This is a genomic window from Methanobrevibacter sp. (assembly GCF_017427765.1).
Classification (GTDB): Archaea; Methanobacteriota; Methanobacteria; order Methanobacteriales; family Methanobacteriaceae; genus Methanocatella.
In genome coordinates this window covers 1-3,969 of record NZ_JAFRSC010000035.1, presented here as the reverse complement: position 1 = coordinate 3,969, position 3,969 = coordinate 1, and the positions used below count along the sequence as shown (strand labels likewise).

The following is a 3,969-nucleotide window of genomic DNA, read 5'->3' as shown; positions in this document are numbered from 1 at the left end:
GTAGAATTTGTTAAAGTATCTAAATTTTTCCCATCCACTCAAATATGCCACAAATGCCAAGAAAAAAAATGAAAACCTCAAAGGACTTAAAAATCTAGAAATACGGGACTGGGACTGCCCGCATTGCCATACACATCACGATCGTGACTGGAATGCGGCCATTAACATCCTTAATAAAGGATTAGAAATCGTCGGGACGACGGTGCAGTAAAAAAAATTTCCAAAAAATAAACTATATTTTTTTTTGGTTTGCGAATCCCCGTCGTCAACACGACGGGGAAGTTCAAAATGAGATGGAGAATCAAATTACAAGTTTAAATAATTTAGATTTAAATCAAAAAGAAGAAGAAAATGAAGAAAAGGTACTTTTTGATAAGTATATTTCCGAAAATCTATCAAAATTTGGTAATGAATTTAATTCACGAATGGAAAAATATAATGTTTACTTTTTACAAATGAAAATTAAAGAGTGATGATAATGACTGAAATTTTAGATTCTTTTGATGGTGGTTTAAGAATTGACAATGTTGGAATTTTGTTTAACATATATAGAAAAGAGAAAATTTCCATAGAAAACCGGAGAAAATATGAAAAATATCTCGAAGAAACTTATCCCGATGATTATGAAAATTTCCTCGAATACAAATCAAAAGTTAAAGCTAAAACTCCTAATATCAAGGAATTAATCTTCAATTGGCTTGACGGCAAAAGTGAAATTCTGGAGTTTAAATTGTGTATCGTTTAGTGATTTAAATGAAAAAAGCGGTCGTATTTGATAATTCAGGAACATTAATAGAAAGATATCGGGTAATTAAGGATGTCATAAACGGTAATATATTCACAGACATCAACTCCCTTGATTTAATAGACCAGGCCGATGCACTGGCTTTGGTTGTACTTCAGTTCAACACAAACAAACTTTTAAAGCTTGATTCAGACACTTTAATTTCTGATGTAATTCAGAAGTACAATATTGACTTTGACATTAGCTTTTCCACAAAACAGGTTTCAAAAGCTGAAGTTAAAGAAATTTTGGACAATGAAACAACATCCACCATTTCAGACATTACCGACGGCTTTGAGATTCTTCGCGAAAAGATTCCCCACATGGAGCTGTGCAACGGATCTGCATTAATCGTTGACATGGATTTGGGTGTTGTGGCTTATACAATTACTTCCGCCGGCAAGTTTTTCCCAAAGGTTTTCGAAACTGTTGAGACCTTAAAGTCCAGAGGAATTGAAATATATATTGCATCCGGCGATAGAAAAGGAGCCATCAACAAGCTTGCAAATTTGCTTGATGTGCCCGAAGACAATGCCTACGGAACGGTTTCAACCAGAGGTAAATGTGAAGTCGTATCCATTTTAAAGGATGCGGGCTATAAGGTCATGATGGTCGGTGACGGCCTTAATGACATACTTGCTTTTAAAAAGGCCGATGTCAGTGTCTTAACCATTGAACAGCAGGAGGAAGTATCTCCTAAAATGATGGATAAGACTGATTATGTCATTGAAGACATATTCGAGGTTACAATGATTGATTTTTAATATTATTTTTTTGATTATAATAACTTATAAGTTATAACTTATAACTAATAACTTATAAAAAAATAATATAAATTAAAGATTTTCAATGACTTTTTTGCTCTTTAATATGTTATCGAAGGTATTTAACTCAATAATTCCGACATCTATCTTTTTAAGCAACTTCAAATCAAGCGTACCATCGCCTAAGGCAATATGCTGGTCTTTAAATCCATCATTATCATTCAGATGACAGTAGCTAATGTTTTTAAGCTCAAGCATTTCCTCCAGGTTATTGCATGTGTTTCCATGACCTGTATCGATTGTCAGCGCACAGCCGGTTTCCTGCTGGATGCGTTCAAGCTCTTCAACTTTGTTTGCCAAAAATGATGCCCTAACCGGCATGTTTTCAACAGATATTTCGACATTTGTGCTGTCCATAATTGTTCCTACACTTTCGATAGCCATCTCCATAGCCCATTCTCTCAGCTGCGGATCGTTTCTGCCGATTTTTCCTGGATGTACCGTAACGGTTTTTGCACCGATTGTTTCTGCAAACTCAGCGCATCGAATCATCTGATTAACACTCACTTCCTTTATTTCCTTGTTAATACTAGCTATATTTAAATCAACTGTAGGGCCATGAATTCTAACGTCCAGTCCGCAGTCGATGTATTCTGGATTTTCTTTTTCAAAAAAAGGTCCTTCACCTAATATTTCAATCATTTCAAACTCGTGTTTTTTTGCCAGATTGATGATTTTCTCATTGGGTTGCATGAACAGTGCCAGTGTTGTAAATCCGAGTTTCATGTTTAATGATTTGTTTTTAATATATAAAATTTTTATATTTTTTAAGCCAATATATAATCAATAAAACAATTAATGGAAGTATTTATATGCATGATATGGAAGTGCTAAAAAAGGCGAATATGAATCTTGCCGATAAGATTTATATTTTTGATACAACTTTAAGGGACGGTGAGCAGACACCCGGTGTTGCTCTGACAGTTGATGAAAAGATTCAGATTGCCCAAAAGCTTAACAATTTGGGCGTTGATAAAATTGAAGTGGGCTTTCCTGCCTCTTCTAAAGGTGAAATAGAATCCGCAAAAAAAATCAAATCCATGGATTTGGACTCCACTTTGGTTGGACTTTCACGTTCCCTTACAAATGACATTGACGCTGTTCTTGATTCAGGTCTCGATTATGTCCATACTTTCATAGGCACCTCCCCATTGCATCGTGACTTCAAATTAAAGATGAGTAAACAGCAGGTCATTGACACCGCCGTCAGCGCTGTTGAATATGCAAAAGATCATGGTCTGACTGTTGAGTTTTCAGCTGAAGATGCAACAAGAACAGAGCATGATTTCTTATTAGAAATATTTTCTGGTGTTGTTGATGCAGGAGCCGATTTTCTGGATGTTCCCGATACAGTAGGTGTTCTAACTCCTGTATTTACCCGTGAGCTTATAACCTTCATTAAGGATAATTTCAAGACACCGGTGAGTGTTCATTTCCACAATGATTTCGGTTTGGCAACGGCAAATACCCTTACAGCCATTGAATGCGGAGCCAATCAGGCTCACGTTACCATCAACGGTTTGGGTGAGAGAACCGGTAACTGCTCTTTAGAGGAACTAGTTGTTACATTAAAGGTTGCATATGGAATTGACCTTGGTCTTGACACTACTAGACTTTACAGCCTATCAAATCTTGTCGGGCGCCTTACAGGTGTTAAGATGCCTGTCAACAAACCTATCGTTGGTGACAATGCTTTTGCACACGAGTCCGGAATTCATGTTCATGGAATTTTGAACAACTCTTCCACTTATGAGCCGATGTCACCTGAGATGGTGGGCCATTCCCGCCGTATTGTTTTAGGAAAACACACTGGTGCTAATGCTTTAAAATCCAAACTGAAGGAATATCACATTGATTTAAATGATGATCAGTTTTGTAAGGTTTTTGACGATATAAAAGCTTTGGGCGACAGCGGAAAATGCGTTACTGATGATGATTTGATAGCTATTGCAATCACTGAGCTTTCATCTGCCCGTGAAACTCCAATAGTTTTGAAGGGTTTGGGGTTATCGTCAGGCAGTGGTGTTTCACCAACTGCTACAGTAAGACTTGAAATTGACGGTGAGGAAAAAGAAACAGCCAGTACCGGTGTTGGTCCTGTTGATGCGGCACTAAATGCTATTCGATTTTTGATTAAGGACACTATGGATATTGAACTTGAAGAATATAATCTTGAAGCTATTACCGGAGGTACAGATGCTCTGGCAGAGGTATTTGTAATAAGTTCAGATTCCCATGGCAACAAATCAACTGGTAGGTCAACCAATCAGGACATAGTTATGGCAAGTATTTTAGCAGTTCTTGACTCAATAAATAAATTATTGTTAATTCAAAGGGCACAATAATTTAACTTTTTTTAAT

Annotated in this window: 6 protein-coding genes; 5 read left to right on the top strand and 1 reads right to left on the bottom strand. The window is 36.6% G+C overall.

Features of this window, described 5'->3' with window-relative positions; translation table 11 throughout:
* Positions 1–7: 7 nt before the first annotated feature.
* From IJL02_RS12520 to IJL02_RS11615, 4 genes are all read left to right on the top strand, one after another.
* Complete coding sequence (locus IJL02_RS12520) at positions 8–211, top strand: zinc ribbon domain-containing protein (protein WP_369334641.1); 204 nt, start codon at positions 8–10, stop codon at positions 209–211.
* Positions 212–293: 82 nt separating this feature from the next.
* On the top strand, positions 294–473 hold the full coding sequence (locus IJL02_RS11625; protein WP_292816622.1) for a hypothetical protein: 180 nt from the start codon (positions 294–296) through the stop codon (positions 471–473).
* Between the two features lie 5 nt (positions 474–478).
* Positions 479–745 (top strand): hypothetical protein, encoded by a 267-nt coding sequence (locus IJL02_RS11620; RefSeq protein WP_292816620.1) that lies wholly within the window; start codon positions 479–481, stop codon positions 743–745.
* An 8-nt stretch (positions 746–753) separates the two neighbouring features.
* Entirely contained in the window at positions 754–1,548 is a 795-nt protein-coding gene (locus tag IJL02_RS11615; RefSeq protein WP_292816618.1) for an HAD family hydrolase, read from the top strand.
* A 72-nt stretch (positions 1,549–1,620) separates the two neighbouring features.
* Here the strand turns inward: IJL02_RS11615 and IJL02_RS11610 are convergent, their stop codons facing one another.
* Positions 1,621–2,334, bottom strand: a complete 714-nt coding sequence (locus tag IJL02_RS11610) for a sugar phosphate isomerase/epimerase (protein ID WP_292816616.1) — start codon at positions 2,332–2,334, stop codon at positions 1,621–1,623.
* A gap of 95 nt (positions 2,335–2,429) precedes the next feature.
* Here IJL02_RS11610 and IJL02_RS11605 point away from each other — a divergent pair, with 95 nt between their 5' ends.
* The gene (locus IJL02_RS11605; protein WP_394357498.1) at positions 2,430–3,953 is read left to right on the top strand and encodes a 2-isopropylmalate synthase; all 1,524 of its coding nucleotides are present in this window, start codon (positions 2,430–2,432) and stop codon (positions 3,951–3,953) included.
* Positions 3,954–3,969 lie beyond the last annotated feature (16 nt).

Coding starts and splice junctions, on each gene's coding strand:
- IJL02_RS11610 (WP_292816616.1), bottom strand. CDS start 2,334: ATGAAACTCGGATTTACAACACTGGCACTGTTCATGCAACCCAATGAG.
- IJL02_RS11615 (WP_292816618.1), top strand. CDS start 754: ATGAAAAAAGCGGTCGTATTTGATAATTCAGGAACATTAATAGAAAGA.
- IJL02_RS11620 (WP_292816620.1), top strand. CDS start 479: ATGACTGAAATTTTAGATTCTTTTGATGGTGGTTTAAGAATTGACAAT.
- IJL02_RS11625 (WP_292816622.1), top strand. CDS start 294: ATGGAGAATCAAATTACAAGTTTAAATAATTTAGATTTAAATCAAAAA.
- IJL02_RS11605 (WP_394357498.1), top strand. CDS start 2,430: ATGGAAGTGCTAAAAAAGGCGAATATGAATCTTGCCGATAAGATTTAT.